This window comes from Streptomyces sp. NPDC001508, assembly GCF_040298665.1.
Lineage (GTDB): Bacteria > Actinomycetota > Actinomycetes > Streptomycetales > Streptomycetaceae > Streptomyces.
This window is the reverse complement of sequence record NZ_JBEPAP010000031.1, coordinates 54,490-72,991: the sequence shown is the minus strand read 5'-3', so window position 1 is coordinate 72,991 and position 18,502 is coordinate 54,490. Positions and strand designations below refer to the sequence as shown.

Here is an 18,502-nt window from a genome sequence, read left to right as displayed (position 1 = left end):
AGAGCCCACGGACTCACCCGGCACGAAGACGCCGAACCGACCGGCACACCGAAACCGTGGCGAAGCAGACGCCAGAGCCCACGGACTCACCCGGCACGAAGACGCCGAACCGACCGGCACACCGAAACCGTGGCGAAGCAGACGCCAGAGCCCACGGACTCACCCGGCGCGGAGACGCCGAACCGGCCCGGCGGGTTCGGTCGGTGGGGGTGTCGGGTCGGGGTGGGTGCGGGAGGGGGTCAGCGGAAGGCTGAGGGGGGTGGGGGTGGGGAGGCTGTGGCCGTCGCGTCCGTCACGGGGGCGGCGCCGCCGGTGAAGTCGGTGAGCGGCTTGCCGTGTTCGACCCGGCCGGGGTGCGGGTCGGAGGCGGTCCGGCGGGTCAGTTCGGCGACCGGCAGCGGACGGTCGGCGGCGACCAGGACCGCGTTGCCGAACCGCTTGCCGCGCAGCACCGCCGGGTCGGCGACCAGCGCGACCTCGGCGAACCGGGCGGCGGCGGTGGCGATCTGGCCGCGCAGATGGACGAGCGGCGGGCCGTCGGCGAGGTTGGCGGCGTAGACGCCGGCGGGGCCGAGCGCGCGGCGGACCTCGTCGAGGAACTCGGTCGAGGTGAGGTGGGCGGGAGTCCGGGCGCCGCTGAACACATCGGTGACGATCAGGTCGGCCCAGCCGTCCGGGACCTTTGCGAGGCCCGCGCGGGCGTCCGTCGAGCGCACACGGATCCGGGCGGCCGGGTCCAACGGCAGCCGTCCGCGTACGAGTTCGACCAGGCGTGCGTCACGTTCGACCACCTGCTGGGTGGAGCGGGGGCGGGTGGCGGCGACATACCGGGCGAGGGTGCAGGCGCCGCCGCCGAGGTGCACGGCGCGCAGCGGCTTTCCGGGCGGGCCGGCCAGGTCGACGACATGTCCGAGCCGACGCTGGTACTCGAATGAGAGGTGGGCGGGGTCGTCCAGGTCGACGTGCGACTGCGGGGCCCCGTCGATCAGCAGCGTCCAGGCCCGTCCGCGGTCCCGGTCGGGTATCAGCTGCGCCAGCCCGCCGTCGACGCTCTCGGCGACGGCGTCGGCAGCCGCCGACCCGCGCCGAGAATTCCTTGACCTGCCCACCCCCTCATTCTCGCAGCGGTCGCAGGCGCCCACCGACCACGGGCGGAACGTCCACGGAAGCCCCGCAGGGTGACGTTCGGTGCACGTACCCCCACCAGGGGTGCGCGACGGGCCCGGAGCGGGCGTTCGGCGGCCCGGTGCGGACGGCCAGGTACGGGGATGGCCCGCCCGGACGACGCAGCGCCCGGCGAAACGAGGGCAGCGCCGCACCCGGCCACGGTGCCGTCGGCGTGAACGGCCCCGGCGGCGGGGCGTTCAGCGGCAGCTGTCCGCCGCCTTGATCAGACGGGCCGCCTCTCCGAGGGCGCGGCGCAGCACCGTCGGGTCGGTGGCGGGGTCGGCCTCGCCGGGCGGTACGAGCCAGTCCGAGCCCTCCACCGGGGGCTCGGGATTCAGGCTCAGACCACGCCCGTTGGTCTCGGTGCATGTGCTGCCCGGGACGTCCCAGGCGGCAGCCGTACCCGGCGGCACGAGGAAGCCGAGGGTGCCGCCCCCGTCGTCGTGCAGCACGGGGCCCACGCTGTCCCCGGCCCCCCGACGAAGGATGTCGACGGCCTCCAACCCCTGCCGGGTCGGCACCGTCACGAGGTCGCACGCCGCCTGCGACGAGGTACAAGGTTCGTTGCTCCGGCTGGTCTCCATCCAGGCCTCCACCACGCAGCCTCCTGCGGTCCACCCGGTTCAACGCGGCAGAGCGTCAACAGCTACGCACAAATCCTCCGCAAAGGATGGCAGTTCATGGCAGATCGTGGGGGAGATATCCGATTTGTAGCCAAACACCGCATGGCGGGACCGTCACAACCGGTACGTTCTTGCTCGCCGGAACAGGATGCCACACGCACAACTCACCTCGGATCCGGCATGGTTCGACGGTTCGCACGAGAGGACCCCCCGGCCATGGCGTCGTCAACGGTGACCTCGTCACAGCCCGATCGGCCACCGCGGCCGAACCTCGCCTTCCGGCGCTTGCGCGGCCGGCGTTCACCCGCCGAGTTCGCGGCGCTGGTACGGCGTGCCGCTCGCGAGATCGGCGAGCGGGTGAGCTGTGACGCGCGCTATGTCGGCCGGGTGGAGGCGGGTGAGATCCGCTGCCCGAACTACGCGTACGAACGGGTGTTCCTGTACATGTTCCCCGGCCGCACGCTCGCCGACCTCGGCTTCGCGCCCCGGTCGTCCGTCCGCGGACGCGGGGCACGCCCGGCTGGGGACGCATCACCCCCGTGCGGCACCGACCCGGTGCCCACCGCGGGTGATACGGGGGCGGCCGTCAAGCCGTATGACACGCAGGACCCGTACGAGACGCACGAGAACCACGAGGAGAGCGACGTGCTGCGTCGCGCATTCATGACCGGCGGGGGCGCCACGGTGGCCGCCGCCCTGGGGCCCTTCGGGCTCCCCATCGACGCCGCGGCCACGCCCGCGGACCGGCCGCAGCGGCGCGCCGGATCGACGGAGGCGACCGCGCTCGAAGAGGCCGTCCGCCGGATCCGGCTGCTGGACGACCGGCACGGCGCGGACGGCCTCTACCGGCGCGCGGCGGCCCCCCTGCGCGCCGCGTACGCGCTGCTGGACGCCGGTGCGACCCGGCAGGCCACCGTCGACCGGCTGCACTCGGGCGCCGGCGAACTCGCCATCTCGGTGGGCTGGCTGGCGCACGACTCCGGCCGTTTCGACGACGCGCGCTCCCACTACGCGGAGGCGCTGGCGACCGCCCGGGTGACCGGGGACCCGGCCCTGGAGGCGCACGCCTTCTGCAACACGGCGTTCCTCGCGCGGGACGCCGGACGGCCACGGGAGGCGGTGCGGGCGGCGCAGGCCGCGCAGCGGGTGGGGCGCCCGCTCGGCTCCGCGCGCCTGATGTCGCTGCTCGCGCTGCGCGAGGCGGGTGGCTGGGCCGGGCTCGCCGACCGCACCGGCTGCGAACAGGCACTGGCCCGCGCGCACGCCCTCTTCGCGCGGGGCCGCTCGGACGCCGACCCCGAGTGGATGACGTTCTACGGAGAGGCCGAACTGGAAGGGCTTGAGGCCCAGTGCTGGTCGACGCTGGGCGACTGGCCGCGCGCGGCCCGGCACGCGCGCCGCGCGGCCGAGGTCCAGGACCCGCACTTCACCCGGAACATCGCCCTGTACACGGCGGAACTGGCCGACGACCTCGCGCGCGGGGGACGCCCCGACGAGGCCGCACAGGCCGGGCTGCGGGTCCTGGAGCTGCTGGACCAGGTCCAGTCGTCCCGCATCCAGACGATGCTGGCCGGGACGGCACGGGTGCTGCTGCCGCACCGCAGAGCCCTCGGGGTCTCCGAGTTCCTGGAGCGGCACGCCTCACTGCCGCGCGGTGTGTGACTCCGCTCACTGGGCGAGATGCCCCTGGTCGTTCCAGCTTTCGATCGCCGGTTCGCCGTACGCCCAGCCGAGGACCGACAGGGACGTGGGGTTGAGGCGGATGCGTGCCGCGAAGTCCAGGGGCAGGCCCAGCCACCGCGCCCCTATGGAGCGCAGGATCTGCCCGTGGGCGAAGACCAGGACGTCGCGGTCCGCCGACCGGGCCCAGGCCACCACCTCGTCCGCGCGGGCCGTCACCTCGGCCAGGCTCTCCCCCTCGGGGACGCCGTCGCGCCAGATGAGCCAGCCCGGGCGGACGGCCTGGATCTCGGCGGGGGTCATGCCCTCGTAGGCGCCGTAGTCCCATTCCAGGAGCGCGTCCCAGGCGTCGGCCCGCTCGCCGAAACCGGCGAGTTCGCAGGTCTCACGCGCGCGTGCCAGCGGGCTGGTGCGTACCTCGGCCGCGGGCAGGCCGTCCAAGGGCGGCCGGTGCAGCCGTTCGCCGAGCAGCTTGGCACCCCGGCGCCCCTCCTCCAGGAGCGGCACGTCGGTCCTGCCGGTGTGCCGGCCGGACAGCGACCACTGTGTCTGTCCGTGCCGGGCCAACAGGATGCGCGGTGCCATGAGGGTGACCTTTCGGGACGGGCGGCGCCGGAAGCCGCAGGAGATCCAAGGAGGAGAACGACGAGAACACGAAGGGCGACGAGAAGACGGAGAACGACGAGAACAGGGAGAACGAAGAGGGAGAACGAGGAGGGCACGGCGAAAAAACGAGCGGGAAACGAGCGAGAACGGAACCGGAACCCGTCCATCATCGCGCACGCCCGGCAGGGGCAACCCGGCGGGCGATCTCGGCGTCTTTGGGGGCTGGAACGCCCCCCGCACGGGCGGACCACGTACACCGTAAAGTGGCACGGCCGGCCCGCGGGGCGCCGCGCCGGAAGAGGGGGAGGGCGATCGGATGCCGCAGACCGAGACACCGGGCACCGGGGTGCTCTCGCGGTTCCGGCTGCGGTGGTGGACCGAACTGCCGCTGATCCTGCTGGTGTACGGAAGCTACTCGGCCGGCCGGCTGCTCGCCCGGGGGGATGCCTCGACCGCCGTCGACCACGGGCTGGCGATCCTGCGCATCGAGAAGTTTCTGCGCCTCAACGCCGAGCACCCGCTCAACCGGCTGTTCACACGCGAGGCGTGGCTCGGCGTGCCCGCCGACTTCTGGTACGCCTCCCTGCACTATCTGGTCACGCCGGTCATCCTGTTCTGGGTCTTCCGGTACCGGACCGCGCACTACCGAGCGGCCCGCACCTGGCTGATGACGTCCACGTTCATCGGCCTGATCGGCTTCACCCTGCTGCCCACCTGCCCGCCCCGGCTGCTCTCGCCGGGACACGGCTTCGTCGACACGATGGCCCAGTACAGCTCGTACGGCTGGTGGGGCGGCCAGGCCAGCGCCCCGCGCGGGCTGGGCGGCATGACCAACCAGTACGCGGCCATGCCGAGCCTGCACGTCGGCTGGTCGCTGTGGTGCGGGGTGATGCTGTGGCGGTACGGCGGCACCCGCCTCACCAAGGTCCTCGGCGTGGCCTACCCGCTGCTGACCACGGTCGTGGTCATGGGCACCGCCAACCACTATCTGCTGGACGCGGTCGCGGGCGCGGTCGTGATGGGCGCCGGGCTGCTGCTCGCGCCGTATGTGACGCGGGCCGTCGCCGCGGCGCGGGCCCGTCTCGCACCGCCCGTGGCACAGACCCGCAACGCGCTGCGGGCCAGGTTCGCCCTGGCCGCCCCCGCCGTCACGGGGCCCTCCGCCGACGCTGGTTCCCCGATTGTCGGTGGCGGATGCCAGACTTCGACGGGTGAACGATTTCCACGGCAGCGCGAGGACCGGCTCGGGCCCGGAGCCGGGCCGGACAGCTCCCCCAGGGACGCGGGAGACGGGGCCCCGGACTGGGATGTCCCCCACCCCGGCGAGGTCGAGAGTCTGGGGAAGACTCGCTGAACTGCGCGGCGGCCCCGACGTCCCGGCCAAGGCGCTGGACGCGCGCGCCCTCGCCGCGCTCGCCGTGAACCCGGGCTGCCGCAGGCGGGCGATCCTGGACAGCGCCGGAATCGACAAGACCGCGCTGGCCGAGGCGCTGGGCGCACCGGCCGTCTTCGGCCAGTCCCAGTTCGCCCTGACCCGGGGCAACGCCTTCGAGGCACGGGTGAAGGCCGACGACGGCGCGGAGTTGCTGCGGCTCGTGCACACCACCGTGGATCCGGCCGCCGAGCCGCCACGGGAGGCCGCCGTCCCCGACCTGTCCGCGATCGGCCCCGAGGGGCGCACGGCCCGTACGGCGCTGGCGCTGCGCGAGGCCACGGCCGCCCCGGGCACCTGGACGCTGCTCGACCACCCGATGCTGGCGCTCGACGTCGCGGGCTCCTCCACCTTCCTGGAACCGGACGCGGTGGTCGTGCACCCGGACGGCAGCTGGTCCGTAGTGGAGATCAAGTCCTTCCCGATGCTGGACGGTGCGGCGGACCCGGCGAAGGTGGGCGCCGCCGCCCGGCAGGCCGCGGTCTACGTACTCGCCCTGGAGGAGGTCGCCGCCCGTCTCGACCCGGCCCCGCGCGTGCGCCACCGGATCCTGCTGGTCTGCCCCAAGGACTTCTCCAACCTGCCCGCCGCCTCCGCCGTCGACGTCCGCAAGCAGCGCGCCGTCACCGCACGCCAGCTGGCCCGGCTCACCCGGATCCAGGACATCGCCGACGCCCTGCCCGAGGGCACCTGCTTCGCCCCCGACCGGCCCGCCGCCGAGCTGACGGCCGCGGTCGACTCGGTGCCCGCGACATACGCGCCCGAGTGCCTGGCCGCCTGCGAACTCGCCTTCCACTGCCGCGCACGCTCCCGCGCGGCTGGCTCGGTCACCGCGCTCGGCCGTCCGCTGCGCGCCGAACTGGGCGGTCTGACCACGGTCGAGGACGTGCTGTCGGCGGCCCGTGGCGCGAGCGGCGACCCGGACGACCCGGCGGTCGCCGCGCTGCGCCGGGCGGCGGCCCTGCGCGCGGAGGCGCTGCGCGAGGCGACACCGGGCGAGGCGGTGCTGCGCGAGGCGACACCGGGCGACGGGGCACTGCACGAGACGGCACCGGGCGAGGCGGCGCTACGCGAGGCGACACCGAGCGACGGGGCACTGCACGAGACGGCACCGGGCGAGGCGGCGCTACGCGAGGCGACACCGAGCGACGGGGCACTGCACGAGACGGCACCGGGCGAGGCGGCGCTACGCGAGGCGACACCGAGCGACGGGGCACTGCACGAGACGGCACCGGGCGACGGGGCACTGCACGAAACGGCACCTGGCGACGGGGCGCTTCCCGGAGCGCGGGCCGGCGGGGAGGTGGCCCCTTGTCGCTGATCGCCACCCTCGGCCGGCTGGAGGCCGTGAGCCGCGGCCGGGCCCGGCCCGCCGCCACCGTGCGGCACCGTCATCTGTCCGACCGCCCCCTGGTGTTCGTGCCGCTGACCACCGCCGGCGAGGCCGGTGCCCCGCTCGGCGCCCTGGTCGGCACCGACCGGGACGCCCCCCGACTGCTGGCCGTCCCACAGCCGCGCGACCGTGACCTGCGCTTCGCCTTCTTCGCCGAACTCGCCGACATCGTCCTGCCGTACGTCGACGCGTACGCCGACCGGGTCGAGGACGCGGAGCGCACCGAGACCGACCCGGAGACCGGCAAACGGGTCAAGGTCGTCACGGAACTGTGCGCGGACGCCCCCCAGCTGATCCTGCCGAGCCGCGCGGGCGTCGACTTCGTACGGCTGCTGGGCCGCTCCACGCGCTTTCGCCGCACCGCCGAGCAGGACCCGCAGGCGCCGTACCCCGCGCCGCCGCGGGTGCCGCTGCTCGGCCGGTGGCTGACCCACTTCGGGGAGCGCGCCCGGGTACCCGGCTCCTCGCTGCTGCTCGCGCTGACCGACGTGCTGGCCCGGCACTGGGCGACCGGCCAGTCGAGCCTGGAGGACCAGCACCTGGGCGCGCTGCTGGCCTGGATCGATCCGCCCGACGGCGAGTCGGGCGCCGTGGCGGCCGAGCGGGTGGAGCGGGCACGGGACACCGCAGGACAGTTGCTGCACCCGCCCGCGGGCCCCGCCACCGACCCGGCCTTCGACAACCGGCTGCTGGCCCCCGCCATCGAGCGCCACCACCGTGCCCGCACGGCCCTCGCCGCCGCCGAGGACGGCCTGGAGGCCGACGCACGGCTCGGCGCGGTCACCGCCGCCGAACGGGAGATCCAGGCCCTGGTCGAGAGCCGTACGCGACCCACCTGGGACGCCGTGTGGCACGGGCTCGACCGGCTGCGGGCGCTGCCCGAGGGCGCGCACGTCGAGGAACGGTGGACCCGGGACCGCTGGTCGTTCACCGGCCACCGTGACCGGGTGCGGGCAGGCGAGCCCCCGCAGCCGCGCCGCGACGACGCGGTCACCGCGGCGAACAAACTGGCCGCGCGCGAACGCGAACAGGCCCGCCTCGAGGCTCAGGAAGCGCTCGACGACCCGCTGGTGATGGCCGGGCGACGGCTGGCCGGTGAGGCGTTCGCGGGCGAGGTCACGGAGGTGGTCATGGCGTACAGCGAGGGCAAGCGGCCCAGTCCGCGCCCACTGGTCACCGTCCGCACGGACGACCGGCCGCACCTCGGAGAACGGGCGAAGGCGTACCGCTCGCTGGGCGGCAGACCACAGTCGGCGGAGTTCGTCGGGTACGAGGGCGAGGGGCTGATCGTGCTGCGCGTCCTGGACAAGATGGGCCGCGGCAAGGAGCCCGAGGCCGGATCCGTGCCGGAGAAGGGCGACCGGCTGTGCTTCACCCTGTTCGAGCACGACCAGCGCGGCGGGGCGAAGCTGCCCGACCCGGAGCAGACCCCGTGGACCCACGGCGGGCCGCCCGGCGAGGCCGTGCCGGAAGCCGCCGACCCCGTCACCGAGGAGGACGTGCTGTGACCGCGGCCGGCACGGCGGGCACCTTCGACCCCGCTGCCGCGGCGGCCCGGGCCACCGAGGCGATCCTCCACGACACCCTGCACGGCGAGCACCGGGGCGTGGTGGTCGACTCCCCGCCCGGCGCCGGCAAGTCCACGCTCGTGGTTCGTGCCGCGCTCGAACTCGCCGACGCCGGGCGGTCGCTGATGGTGGTCGCGCAGACCAACGCGCAGGTCGACGACCTGGTCCTGCGGCTCGCCGAGAAGAACCCCGAACTGCCCGTGGGCCGGCTGCACAGCAGCGACGCCGACCCGTACGACAAGGCGCTGGACGAACTGCCGAGCGTGCGCACGTCGGCGAAGGCGGCGGACCTGGCCGACGTTCCGGTGGTGCTGTCCACGGCCGCGAAGTGGGCGCACGTCACGGTGGACGAGCCGTGGCGGCACGCGATCGTCGACGAGGCGTACCAGATGCGCTCGGACGCGCTGCTCGCGGTGGCCGGGCTGTTCGAACGGGCGCTGTTCGTGGGCGACCCGGGCCAGCTCGACCCGTTCGCGATCGTGGGCAGCGAGCAGTGGGCGGGGCTGTCGTACGACCCGTCGTCGTCCGCCGTGACGACCCTGCTCGCGCACAACCCCGAACTGCCGCAGCACCGGCTGCCGGTGTCCTGGCGGCTGCCGGCCTCGGCGGCGCCCCTGGTCTCGGACGCGTTCTATCCGTACACGCCGTTTCGCAGCGGCACGGACCACGGCGACCGCGCGCTCGTCTTCGCCGTGCCGTCCGACGGCTCAGGCCCCGACCAGGTGATCGACGAGGCGGCGGCCTCGGGCTGGGGCCTGCTGGAACTGCCCGCGCGGCACACACCGCGCACGGATCCGGAGGCGGTGCGGGCCGTGGCCGCGGTGGTCCGCCGACTGCTGGACCGCGGGGGCGCGGCGACCTCCGAGCGCGGTACGGGGCCGGTCCCGCTCACCGCGGGCCGGATCGCCGTCGGCACGGCGCACCGGGACCAGGCGGCTGCGGTACGGGCGGCGCTGGCCGAGCTGGGCGTGGCGGATGTCACGGTCGACACGGCGAACCGGTTGCAGGGCCGGGAGTACGACGTGACGGTGGTGCTCCACCCGCTGTCCGGCCGCCCCGACGCCACCGCCTTCCACCTGGAGACGGGCCGCCTGTGCGTGCTCGCCTCCCGGCACCGCCACGCCTGCATCGTGGTGTGCCGTGCGGGCGTGACCGAACTCCTGGACGAGTACCCGTCGACCGACCCGGTCCAGCTCGGCACCCTGGTCAAGTTCCCGGACGGCTGGGAGGCAATGTTTACCACATACCTTCACCTCCTGGAGCACCGTGTGTCCTGGCGGCCGTGAGCTGCGGTGACGCGTTGGTCATGTGACCGCCCCTCCTCCGAGGCGTCCGCCCTCGGGGCTGCCGTCAGCCTTCCCCGACGGCGACCAGGGGTCCGCCCAATCTGCACGGGCACGGAGCATGACCACGTACCGGGGTGGTCCGGGCCCACTTTATGCAAGGACAGGCATAGTCGCGTTCACGCATAGACGCGTAGCGCCACCCCTTCTACTGTCGTTGGCCAGGCGGCCCAAACGGGGCCAGAGCAAGGGGTTTGGCATGTCCGAACGTTCGGCACTCACCCGGCTCACGGGCAACGGCAACGGCGAGTGCGGAGAGAAGGACTGCCCGAACGTGTACCGCACGGCGACCGGATCGTTCGTGGTGCAGGGCGACGTGTCCGACGCCTTCAGCCCGCCCGCTGGTGAAGGGCTCGTGGAAATCCCGGAGGCGGTTCTCAGGGAGGCTTTCCGTGCACTTGGATGGTGACGCGTGGAATGACTGCTTCGATTCCATGGAGCGTGAGGCGTGGCGGCTGGAAACGCTGCCTGTCTACACCATGCCCCAGGAAGCGGAGAAGCTGAAGCGCTTTCTCGCCGGGGAGAAGTCGCCCGACGATTACACCTCGGGCTGGATGGACGAGGTCCGGCAGTGGACCTCGGAAGGAAAGAGGGTCGGCAGGGTGCATATCGTGACCCGCCCGCTCTCGGACTATCTCCGGTTCGAGTTCGAGTACTACTACCGGCATCACGTGAAGGCGGGCGAGGATATCCGCATCCTCGACCTCACCGACCGGGAGAACCCGGGCCTTCCGGATCAGGATTTCTGGATGTTCGATGAGTCCAAGGTGGTCCTGATGAACTACCGGGCGGACGGGACGCAGATAAACCGGGAACTGTACGAGTGTGATCCGGAGCCGTACCGACAGTGGAAGCGGATTGCCGTTGCCGAGTCGGTTCCATTCCTGGAGTACGTGAGCGGGTGACGTTCGACCCTGAGCAGTTGGGGCAGCCCAAACAGGAACTGGCGGCCCTGCTGAAAGAACTACGGAAGCGAGCCGGCCTCACTGGGGACCGGCTCGCTCGGCGTTGCAACATGTCCCAATCGAAGATCAGTCGGATCGAGAATGGGAAAGCCCAACCGAGCCTGCTGGATTTGGAAAGAATCCTCCGGGCCGTCGTGGCTCCGCCCGAGGTCATCGAGGAGGTCATCGCCCTCGCGAGGCTGGCCAACACGGAATGGCAAGACCTGCGCTCGCTGCGGCGTAGGGGCCTGGAGAAGAAGCAGACTGAACTTGCGGCCCTTGAATCCTCGTGTACGGAGTTCCGCTTCTTCCTGCTCTCGATGATTACCGGACTGCTGTCCACCCCCGAGTACATCCGGGCCAGCCTTGCCCATTCTCCGGCCGATGTCACAAAGACGATCGCGAGGAAGCTGGAGCGGCAGGAGGTCCTCTACGACGCGAAGAAGCGGTTCACCTTCATCCTCACCGAACAGGCCGTGAGGTGGCCACTCCTTCCCCCGGTCGCGATGGCCATGCAGATTGACCGGCTGGCCTCACTGACCCACCTGCCGAATGTGAAGCTCGGTGTCATCCCAATCGCGGGACACAAACCCATGGCTCCGATGGACACCTTCACTGTCTACGACAACACCCTGGCCACTGTGGAGAACACCACCGGTGTCGTGATCCTCAGAGATCCACGCGACATCGAAATGCATTTGGAACTGTTCTCCACGCTGGAGGGTTATGCGCTGTTCGCGGGCGAAGCGCGAGCCTTGTTGACGGAGTGGGCTGCCGCCTGCCGTTCATGATCTTTAGTCCATGACGGGAAAGAACTACACAGCCGCCGCTTTCCGGGCCAATGATTTCCCCCATGACAGCGACCGAGCGAAACGAAGAGCGGGTGCGCTACGGCGTAGGTCGGGGGCTGAAGTACCGGCAGGCGTTCGGCCTTGATGGTGTGCGCTCATGACTGGGCGCATGACTCTGCGGGTGTCGTACGACGGCGGCCGGACGTACGGCCCGGTGCGCACGGTGGCGGTGAACCCGCGCAACGCCGTGATCCTGGGTTCGCCGACCAAGTACCCGCCGTGCGGGTGCCCTCGGTGCACGGGTCGTCCGTCGCCGTTGGGGTCGGCGTGATGTCCGGCTTAGGGCGGTGGGTGCTGTGCCGCTTCGGCCGGTACGCGGGGCCGCTCTACCTGGCGATGATCCTCGGCGGAGTGGCCCTGGTTCTCGCCGGAACCCTGGCTCTTCGGTAACCGCATTGGCTGCTGTCCCTGATGCTTCCCGCCGGATTCCCGGTGGGAGTTCCCGAGAAGAGAGGTAGTCCGATGGTGGAAGAGAACACCACTTCGGTGGCCCCCGAGGGGGGTGGCCTGCTCGTCGCGAAGCGGAAGATCGTGGCCGCGCGGACCCGCGCCGAGCAGGAGTCTGACGCCAGCAGTGGCCGTTCCGACGGCAACGACTGACGGGAGCGCCCACGGTGCTTGATGCAGCCTCGTGGGCGGGGCGTCTGGGCGGGGACACGTTCCTCGCCCAGACGTACCACCGCTCCTACGCGCACATCCCTGGCACCGCCGACACGGCGGGCCTGTTCTCATGGGACGACCTGAACCGGATCATCTCCACGCAGCGGCTGGAGCCGCCCCGGCTGCGCCTGTCGGTCGACGGCGAGATGGTGCCGCTCCACCGCTACGCGATCCCGACCACGAACCGCCGAGCGGTCACCTGGTCCCGCATCCAGCCGTCTGACTTCCACGCCCAGCTCAAGGACGGGGCGTCGCTGGTCCTCGACGCGGTGGAGAAGATCCACCCCACCGTGGGGGCGGCTGCGGAGGGGCTTGAACGCTTCCTCGGAACTTCCGTGCAGGCCAACGTGTACGCGTCGTGGACCGAGCGGGAGGGCTTCGGCCGGCACTGGGACGACCATGACGTGATCGTGGTCCAACTGCACGGCTCCAAGCGGTGGCGCCTGTGGGGGATGACCCGTGAGGCGCCCACCTTCCGGGACATGGACTCGCCGGAGGAGCCGGAGGGCGACCCGATCGCGGACCTGGTTCTGTCCCCGGGTGACGTGTTGTACCTGCCGCGCGGCTGGTGGCACGCGGTCACCGCTGACCAGGGGACAGAATCCCTGCACCTGACGTTCGGAATGGTGCCGCACACGGGCGCTGATCTGATGCTTTGGGTCGTCGATCAGCTCCGGGCGTCCCTCGCGCTGCGCAGGGACATCCCGCGCTTCGGCTCGCTGGCGGAACAGTCGGACTTCATCGACGCCGTACGCAGTGAGGTGGCCGACATGATGGCGGACCCTCGCCTCGTGGAGCGGTGGGCTGAGTCGATCGACACGACGGACCTGGGCCACGCGATTCCGTCCCTGCCCTACGTGGACGGGCTCCCCGCCCATCGAGACATCACGGTCAAGCTCACTACTCCGAGGGGTCGCCTGACGCCGAACCTCGCACAGGGCACGGTCACCTTCTCGGCGGCCGGTACGGCGTGGGACTTCGCCGAGTCCGCAGCGCCCGCACTGGGCACGCTGCTGACCAATCAGCCGACCACGCTCGGCGAGCTTGCCGACTCCGCCGGACTGGAGGTCAAGGAAGTGGCCGAACTGGTCTGGGCCCTCATCGACGGCCATGCCGTCGCAGTCGTGGGTACGGCGCTGTGACCGCCGCGCTCTCCCTGGGGACATACCGCGTGCGTGCCGTCAGTCAGGCGGCACGCACCGCCCTGGCAGCCGGTAGCCCCTGGGTGGACACGGCCCCCAACTACGCCCATGGTCGGGCGCATGAGGAGCTGCGCCCGGTTCTCGGGGAGTACCCGACCGTGCGGGTAGCCACGAAGGCGGGGTTCTTCACGGAGGAACAAGGCCGCACCGCCCTGGCTGAGGGAGTTCTCACCCGGGAAGAGGCGGCCGGTAGGCACAGCTTTGAACGGGGCTTCGTCCGCTGGCAGACGGAACGCTCGTTGGCCGTGCTCGGCCGCGTGGACCTGGTGTTCGTGCACAACCCCGAGCACCAAGGGCACGGCCTTGACCGTGCCGCGCTGCACGGGCGTGTACGGGAAGCCTTCACGGCGCTGGAAGAGTTCGCCCATGCGGGCAGGATCGGCGGGTACGGCGTCGCCACATGGTCCGGCCTGACCTCCGGAGCGTTCAGCGTTCCCGAGTTGCTCGCGCTCGCCCGGCAGGCGGCGGGTTCCGCCGAGCATCGCCTCACGGGCTTGCAGATGCCCGTCAGCCTGATCATGGACGCCCCGATCACGCAGTCCCTGAACGGCGGCGGACCACTGGTGCAGGCGAAGGACGCCGGGCTGATCACGTTCGGCTCCGCGCCCCTGCACGGGGGCGAACTCCTCGATGCCATGACACCCGAACTGGTGAACCTCATCCGCTCCGACCTGTCGGCCGCAGCCGCTGCCCTGCTGGCCGCCGGGTCGTGCCCCGGCCTCGATGTCGCCCTCACCTCCGCGAGCACCCGCGAGCACTGGGACGATGTGGCCAAGGCTCTGGCTGCGCCGCTGACGGCCCAGGAACTCAGGAAGGTGACGGATGAACTCGCCGGTGAATGAGGAGGTACAGGCCCTGATGGAGGCCGCCCACGACCGGGCGGCCAAGGCACTGGGGCTTACGTGTACGGGGCCGCTGGCATGGGGCTTTCTCGGTGTCACCCTCGGACGCCGAGCGGGGAGCCGGTGGCTACGGGTGAGCCGGACAGCGAAGAGGAACGCAGGCAGGAAGCACGGGGAGGGCATCATCGGGGCCTCTGAACTGGTGCCTGACGGTGTCCCCCGCCCCCACCTGTACGCGGTTCACGACTGGACTGACGAAGAGTGGGCTTTCGGGGCCGAAGTCCTCGACTACCTCACGCAACCCGTCGTATCCCCGGACCGAGCCGACATCGACCACGACCCCGGGTTGCCTGACGGGTGGTGGGCGGACCTTCGCCACGCCCTTGCCCTGCTCGCTGAAGCGGAGGGTGTGAAGACGACCGTCCGGGACGGGTGGATCGAACGGGCCTTCCCCCAGTTCCTTGGCATCCCGGCCCCCGCCAAGGTGGAACGGGTGACCGGTCACGGTGACCTGCACTGGGGCAACCTCACCACCGCGCCCCTGTGCCTGCTGGACTGGGAGCGGTGGGGCCTGGTGCCCTTCGGCTATGACGCGGGACTCCTCCACGCCAACAGCCTCCTTGTCCCCGACGTAGCCGCCCGCATCCGACAGGAGTTCGCGCCGGTCCTCGACACCCCCGCCGGTCGAATCGGAGAACTCGCGGCGCTGGCAGAGATGCTGCAAGCCGTAGCCCGTGGGTGGTACCCCGATCTTGCGCCCCACCTGGTTGCCCGAGCGGAGGCACTCACAGGTGCGCGCCCGCCCGTTCCGGTGCACTCCGAGGTGAGCGCCTGACCGCGTCGCTATGCGCCCCGTGTCCCAGAAGCCAGACCCCCGCAGTTCGGATGCGGGGGGTTCTGTTTTTCCCGCCTGCTTACCTAGAGCAGCGCGAGGAAGGGATTCGTGTCTCCAGACAGTTCCGACCGCTTCGGTTCGGGCGCAGGCTTCGGGCCCGGACGGTAAGCGTCCAGACGGACAACCGTTGCGCGGTTCTGCTCACGTTCCGCGCTGGCCGGCTGCGCTGCTGAGTGACGGGAAGTGTCCCGGTTCCTGTTGCTGTCCGTGCTGGCCGGCTGCGGCACATAGTCACCGGAACTGTCACCGCGGATTGAGAACACGGTGGCCGGTCGGCCCGTCTTCCCCGACCGCTCCACAGTTACGACGATTCCGGGAAGTGCCTTGACCTCAGCCGCGCTCGCGCTCACGTACGGGAGTATCTGAGACGACGTGGCCCGACCGCCGTGCATCTCGATTCGGGCCCGGACCTTGTCCTCAAGACTGAGCGGCTGACGCTTCACCTTCGGGGACGTGGCCCCTTTGGTGATCCGGACAGCGTCCTGGACGGAGCGGCGAACCAGGGTGAAGGCGGCACACAGCATCTCTTCCGTGATGGTCTCGGAGCACTCGGAGGCAGCGAGGCAGGCTGCGACCCTGAGCGTCTGCTCTGCGGTCCGTTCGATGAATACGGCCTGCCCTTCCGGCAGTGCCTCACCGAGGATGCGCGCATAGCGCCGTACGATCCGCCACAAGGGCCGGGCGTCCTCCCCCAGCGTGATCACACGGGGCCGGGCCGTGGCCCAGCCATAAGCGTCGGACAGCTCCCGTCCGTCCACCTGCGGCAGGGTCACCCGGTCGTCATCGAGCATCGGCACGGAGCCGAGCAGGAACGGCAGGATGCGGTTATAGGACCCTCCGGCCGCTTCCGACTCGCCCACGTACTTGGCCCAGTCGGACGGTGTGATGTGCGAGTGCAGGACCATGGCGGGGTCGCGCACTTCCTGGGGCTCATCCTTGGTGGTGTTGCGGAGAATTGCGCCGTCCCAAGCCGCCCGGAGTCTCGAAGTGAAGGAGGGGTCACGCTTGACCCGCTTCAGGACTTCAGTCCACTCCTCCTCGCAAACGAACGTCCTCACGTCCAGACCGTGTTCAGTCTCGGAAGTGGCTTCCTGCTGGTCCCACAAGTGGTTGACCAGGCTCGCCCCGGAGGTGATCCCGCTCGTTGTGTGGGTAGCCAGGAAACGGCCCAGTGCCTTGTCTACGACGTGATGCGCAGCCCGTAGTGCAGTGCCTTTTCCACGTCCGGTACCTGCGCAGAGCGCGGACCATATGAGCACCGGCCGAGCGTTGCCACGGGATGACACCTTGACCGTGCCACCGATGGCGGCCGACCACATCGAGAGGGCTGCCACGTACACCCCCAAAGCGTCCGTTTCCAGGAACGGGGCGATCTTGCGAACCGCGCGACCGATCGGACCGTAGAGAACCGGGGTGCTCATGCTGCCTGCGCTTTCTGGGAGTTGGTTTGGTTGCGGAGGGAGGCGACTGGTGAGGTTCCCCCGTCATGCGGGAGGTGCAGATCAGCTGGTCAGCAGGGGGCGTTCGACTTGATTCCAGCCCTGTACTTCCCCAGCTCGGCGACGGCGATCTGTAGCTTGTCGAACTCCTCGTCCGTCAGGATCGGGTCAGCCCATCGGACGGGCAGTCCGTCTCTGAGCAGCGGCTCACCCTTGTGCATGGCCACGCCTTTGAGCGTGGGCTTCTTCAGCATCTTGCCGAGGGTGGACGTGCTCCACTTGGTGCCCTTGATGTGCGTCTTGACGCCCGCCTTCTTCTCTTCGGCGTTGATGCTCCGCTGGTAGTCCTGGGACGTCAGGACACCGCGCGGGCAGTCGCACTCCGGCGTCTCGTTGCCCTGGTCGGCGCAATCCGCGATGTGCCGGGGTCGAGAGTTCCAGTCAGTGCAGAGCTGCCCCATGGACCATCCCTGCTCCGCGATCCGTTCGTACGCTTCCCGGATGAGGGGGCCGGTCACCGGGTCGATCACGAGCTTGAACCGCTGCTTGCCGTGGTGATCCACCAAGACGGGTCGGTAGCCAAATGGCCAGGTGCCGCCGCCCCACAGGTTTGCGTCCCGGTAATACTGCGTCTGGTTCCGACGCTTCTTCACGATGGCTTCGCGGTACTCCTGAGCCTGGGTCGCCTTGATGTAGGCGATCGTCCGGCCCGTGGGCGTGTGGATGTCCAGGCTCGGGTCATCGAGACAGACGATCTCCTTGTCGCCCTTGTGGCAGCGCTCCGCAAACCTGTCCCAGTGGTGCTGATCCCGAGTGATCCGGTCCAGCGAAGTGACCATGATCGCGTCCCACTCGTGCCAGAGCGGGTCTTTCATCCAGCGGCCCAGCTTCGGCCGGTCGTCCAGGTTGACCGCGCCGGACACACAGACATCCTCGACTTCCCCAGCCACGGTGTAGCGGCCTTCCTCGGCCGCACGGTCCAGCTCCTCACCCTGACGGAGCAGGGCGGAGCTGTCCTCGGTGTCACGGCTGATACGCCGCACCTTGAGGACCCGCATACCGGGCAAGAGACGTGCACTGGACATAGCCTCACCTTTCGTTACCGGAGCCCTGGAGTCCAAATTTGGTGATCTTGTTTTCCCAGGGCTGGGAGGCCAACCACGTGGTACTGGCCCACCTGACAGAACACCGAGTCCCCTGGCAACCATGACCGGCGCCCCGGGCAGAGCGGCGGGCCCGGCGGGCCGGCAGCCAGTCCGGGCGCGCTCGGGGCGGTGGTCGGGTCCGTGTCGGTCGGGCAGTGGCGGGGCGCAGGGATGAAACGGTGGTCGTTACGTGGTTGTGGGGGCGCGGGAGAATGGATGGGGGTGCAGCCTGAGGGGCGGCCCAGGAAACCGTACGAGGAGGACGAGACATGGCGGAGCCCACGCCGCGTCGGAACGAACCGCGGCTACGCCCCGCGCCCCTGCTCTTCGAGCCCGTGGCGGCGGTCGCCGATCCCGAGCACTTCTTCGACCTGGAGTCGATGGACGACCCCCGGGCCCTGCTGGCGCGCTCGACCGAGCTGGCCCAGGCGTTCCGCGCCGCCGCCGACCGTGCCGTGGAGTACCAGGCGATCGCGGCGGCCCAGCTGGCCGACCCGCACCGCTTCGACCGGCTGACGCCCGCGGACATCGCCGAGCGGGCCGAGTGGACCGAGGACTATGCCAAGAAGATGGTGGAGTTCGGCCGGGACCTGATGCGCGGGGTCGATGCTGAGGGGCGCGGCACCGCCGATCCCGTGTGACACCCGGGCGATGCCGTGGGGCGGATGTCACCGCCCCCGCGCCACGGCATATGCCAGGCGGCAAGATACTC

17 protein-coding genes and 1 pseudogene are annotated in these 18,502 nt (G+C 70.9%); 13 read left to right on the top strand and 5 right to left on the bottom strand.

Annotation, left to right across the window (positions count from 1 at the left end; genetic code table 11):
• Positions 1–239: 239 nt before the first annotated feature.
• Together ABT245_RS25895 and ABT245_RS25890 are read right to left on the bottom strand one after the other, a co-directional pair.
• Positions 240–1,109, bottom strand: coding sequence for a spermidine synthase (locus tag ABT245_RS25895; protein ID WP_351737462.1), 870 nt, complete (start codon positions 1,107–1,109; stop codon positions 240–242).
• 255 nt (positions 1,110–1,364) lie between these two features.
• The gene (locus tag ABT245_RS25890) at positions 1,365–1,766 is read right to left on the bottom strand and encodes a hypothetical protein (protein ID WP_502982193.1); all 402 of its coding nucleotides are present in this window, start codon (positions 1,764–1,766) and stop codon (positions 1,365–1,367) included.
• A gap of 240 nt (positions 1,767–2,006) precedes the next feature.
• Between ABT245_RS25890 and ABT245_RS25885 the strand changes: the two genes are divergently transcribed.
• Positions 2,007–3,452 carry an NsdA family TPR-like regulatory protein gene (locus ABT245_RS25885; RefSeq protein WP_351737460.1) on the top strand — a complete coding sequence of 482 codons (1,446 nt, stop codon included), beginning with the start codon at positions 2,007–2,009 and terminating at the stop codon, positions 3,450–3,452.
• Between the two features lie 6 nt (positions 3,453–3,458).
• Here ABT245_RS25885 and ABT245_RS25880 read toward each other — a convergent pair whose 3' ends face one another.
• A complete protein-coding gene (locus tag ABT245_RS25880) occupies positions 3,459–4,055 on the bottom strand; it encodes a histidine phosphatase family protein (RefSeq protein WP_351737458.1) in 597 nt (198 codons plus the stop codon).
• 337 nt (positions 4,056–4,392) lie between these two features.
• On the opposite strand from ABT245_RS25880, the gene ABT245_RS25875 reads away from it, so the two are divergent.
• The 11 genes and pseudogenes from ABT245_RS25875 to ABT245_RS25825 all read left to right on the top strand — a co-directional run bounded on the left by ABT245_RS25875 (position 4,393) and on the right by ABT245_RS25825 (position 15,146).
• Positions 4,393–5,430: a phosphatase PAP2 family protein gene (locus ABT245_RS25875; protein ID WP_351737456.1), complete on the top strand. Its 1,038-nt coding sequence runs from the start codon at positions 4,393–4,395 to the stop codon at positions 5,428–5,430.
• Positions 5,384–6,496 (top strand): annotated as a pseudogene (locus ABT245_RS25870) (hypothetical protein); the annotation flags it as partial. The gene ABT245_RS25875 and the pseudogene ABT245_RS25870, both read left to right, overlap by 47 nt.
• 323 nt (positions 6,497–6,819) lie before the next feature.
• The gene (locus ABT245_RS25865; protein ID WP_351737454.1) at positions 6,820–8,409 is read left to right on the top strand and encodes a hypothetical protein; all 1,590 of its coding nucleotides are present in this window, start codon (positions 6,820–6,822) and stop codon (positions 8,407–8,409) included.
• Complete coding sequence (locus ABT245_RS25860; protein WP_351737452.1) at positions 8,406–9,755, top strand: AAA domain-containing protein; 1,350 nt, start codon at positions 8,406–8,408, stop codon at positions 9,753–9,755. Before ABT245_RS25865 ends, ABT245_RS25860 begins: the two co-directional genes overlap by 4 nt.
• A gap of 256 nt (positions 9,756–10,011) precedes the next feature.
• A complete protein-coding gene (locus ABT245_RS25855) occupies positions 10,012–10,221 on the top strand; it encodes a hypothetical protein (RefSeq protein ID WP_351737450.1) in 210 nt (69 codons plus the stop codon).
• A complete protein-coding gene (locus tag ABT245_RS25850; protein WP_351737448.1) occupies positions 10,205–10,717 on the top strand; it encodes a DUF6879 family protein in 513 nt (170 codons plus the stop codon). The genes ABT245_RS25855 and ABT245_RS25850 overlap by 17 nt, the downstream gene beginning before the upstream one ends.
• Positions 10,714–11,547, top strand: a complete 834-nt coding sequence (locus ABT245_RS25845; protein WP_351737446.1) for a helix-turn-helix domain-containing protein — start codon at positions 10,714–10,716, stop codon at positions 11,545–11,547. The genes ABT245_RS25850 and ABT245_RS25845 overlap by 4 nt, the downstream gene beginning before the upstream one ends.
• A 522-nt stretch (positions 11,548–12,069) precedes the next feature.
• Positions 12,070–12,207, top strand: coding sequence for a hypothetical protein (locus ABT245_RS25840; RefSeq protein ID WP_351737444.1), 138 nt, complete (start codon positions 12,070–12,072; stop codon positions 12,205–12,207).
• A 14-nt stretch (positions 12,208–12,221) separates the two neighbouring features.
• Positions 12,222–13,409, top strand: coding sequence for a cupin domain-containing protein (locus tag ABT245_RS25835; protein ID WP_351737442.1), 1,188 nt, complete (start codon positions 12,222–12,224; stop codon positions 13,407–13,409).
• Between the two features lie 29 nt (positions 13,410–13,438).
• Positions 13,439–14,311 (top strand): aldo/keto reductase, encoded by an 873-nt coding sequence (locus ABT245_RS25830; protein ID WP_351737440.1) that lies wholly within the window; start codon positions 13,439–13,441, stop codon positions 14,309–14,311.
• A complete protein-coding gene (locus ABT245_RS25825; RefSeq protein ID WP_351737438.1) occupies positions 14,292–15,146 on the top strand; it encodes a hypothetical protein in 855 nt (284 codons plus the stop codon). Before ABT245_RS25830 ends, ABT245_RS25825 begins: the two co-directional genes overlap by 20 nt.
• A gap of 83 nt (positions 15,147–15,229) precedes the next feature.
• On the opposite strand, the gene ABT245_RS25820 is transcribed toward ABT245_RS25825, so the two are convergent.
• Both ABT245_RS25820 and ABT245_RS25815 read right to left on the bottom strand, forming a co-directional pair.
• The gene (locus tag ABT245_RS25820; protein WP_351737436.1) at positions 15,230–16,627 is read right to left on the bottom strand and encodes a DUF3987 domain-containing protein; all 1,398 of its coding nucleotides are present in this window, start codon (positions 16,625–16,627) and stop codon (positions 15,230–15,232) included.
• A gap of 89 nt (positions 16,628–16,716) precedes the next feature.
• Entirely contained in the window at positions 16,717–17,730 is a 1,014-nt protein-coding gene (locus ABT245_RS25815) for a recombinase family protein (RefSeq protein ID WP_351737434.1), read from the bottom strand.
• Between the two features lie 329 nt (positions 17,731–18,059).
• On the opposite strand from ABT245_RS25815, the gene ABT245_RS25810 reads away from it, so the two are divergent.
• Complete coding sequence (locus ABT245_RS25810) at positions 18,060–18,431, top strand: DUF8844 domain-containing protein (protein ID WP_351737432.1); 372 nt, start codon at positions 18,060–18,062, stop codon at positions 18,429–18,431.
• Positions 18,432–18,502: the final 71 nt, after the last annotated feature.